Annotated in this window: 1 protein-coding gene; it reads right to left on the reverse strand. The window is 47.1% G+C overall.

Translation table 11 applies throughout. The features are described 5' to 3' along the window. Nucleotides 1-218: twin-arginine translocation signal domain-containing protein (locus FQ668_RS27775; protein WP_144180817.1), on the reverse strand; the 218-nt coding region annotated here is incomplete at its 3' end. Nucleotides 219-257: the final 39 nt, after the last annotated feature.

Here is a 257-nt window from a genome sequence, read left to right on the forward strand (position 1 = left end):
GGGTTAAGCTGATCTTTGGTGAGTGCTATTGTTGGCCGCAACTTTTGGTAATGCTCATCAAAACTTGGTACTACCACGTTGAGGCCATCCATCGCGCCGCGAAGTGTTATCCAAATCAGTACATTTGGGCTTTGCGTTGACGCAAAGGAGAAATTGGGTAGCAAGGTAACCAGAGACGCCGCTCCTACGCCTTTCAAAAAATGTCGTCGTGTCGTCATAACCGTTTACCTATATTGAAACTGTGGGCTCATCCAAAG

Origin of the sequence: Pseudomonas sp. Kh14, assembly GCF_900291005.1 — a bacterium.
Taxonomy (GTDB): Bacteria; Pseudomonadota; Gammaproteobacteria; order Pseudomonadales; family Pseudomonadaceae; genus Aquipseudomonas; species Aquipseudomonas alloputida.